This is a genomic window from Rhodococcus sp. LB1 (genome assembly GCF_001583455.1).
In the GTDB taxonomy this organism is placed as follows: domain Bacteria; phylum Actinomycetota; class Actinomycetes; order Mycobacteriales; family Mycobacteriaceae; genus Rhodococcus_F; species Rhodococcus_F opacus.
This window is the reverse complement of the sequence record NZ_LTCZ01000340.1, coordinates 1-1,132: the sequence shown is the minus strand read 5'-3', so window position 1 is coordinate 1,132 and position 1,132 is coordinate 1. Positions and strand designations below refer to the sequence as shown.

At 65.5% G+C, this 1,132-nt stretch carries 1 protein-coding gene; it reads left to right on the top strand.

Translation table 11 applies throughout. The annotated features are described in order from the left end of the window. The coding region (locus AZG88_RS34780; RefSeq protein ID WP_061700374.1) for an IS256 family transposase at positions 1-1,132 on the top strand (1,132 nt) is incomplete at both ends.

Here is a 1,132-nt window from a genome sequence, read left to right as displayed (position 1 = left end):
GATCAGGTCGACGAGAACGGGCGCCGCCTGGTGGTGCGCAACGGCTACCACCACGAACGCGACGTCCTGACCGCCGCTGGTGCGGTCAACGTGAAGGCCCCGCGGGTCAACGACAAGCGCGTCGACCCGGACACCGGGGAGCGACAGCGATTTTCGTCCGCGATCCTGCCGGCCTGGGTGCGCAAGTCCCCGCAGATGAACGAGGTGCTGCCGCTGCTGTATCTGCACGGGCTCTCCACCAGCGACTTCGGCCCGGCACTCGAACAGTTCCTCGGATCGGGTGCCGGGCTCTCGGCGGCCTCGATCACCCGGTTGACGACCCAGTGGCAGGACGAGGCGAAGGCCTTCCAGGATCGGGACCTCGCCGGCACTGACTTTGTCTATTTGTGGGTCGACGGCATCCACCTCAAGGTGCGGCTCGAGCAGCAGAAACTGTGCCTGCTGGTGATGATCGGCGTCCGCGCGGACGGACGCAAGGAGCTCGTTGCCCTCACCGACGGGTACCGCGAGTCCACCGAGTCGTGGGCTGACCTGCTGCGGGACTGCCGACGCCGCGGTATGACCGCTCCCGTTCTCGCGGTCGGTGACGGCGCTCTGGGGTTCTGGCGGGCGCTGCGGGAGGTGTTCCCGGAAACCCGGGAGCAGCGGTGCTGGTTCCACAAGCAGGCCAATGTGCTTGCTGCGCTGCCGAAGTCGGCGCATCCAGGTGCGCTCGCGGCGATGAAGGAAATCTACATCGCCGAGGACATCGAGAAGGCGCAAGTGGCGATCAAGGCCTTCGAGCTCGACTACGGCGCGAAGTATCCGAAGGCGGTAAAGAAGATCACCGACGACACGGATGTGCTGCTCGAATTCTACAAGTACCCGGCCGAGCACTGGGTGCATTTACGCACCACAAATCCCATCGAATCTACCTTCGCCACGGTGCGTTTGAGGACGAAAGTCACCAAGGGACCCGGATCCCGTGCGGCGGGACTTGCCATGGCCTACAAGCTGATCGACGCCGCACAGGCTCGCTGGCGTGCGGTCAACGCTCCGCATCTGGTCGCGCTCGTCCGAGCCGGCGCCGTGTTCCACAAGGGCAAGCTGCTCGAGCGTCCCACCGACATCACCCCCGACACCTCACCTGCCG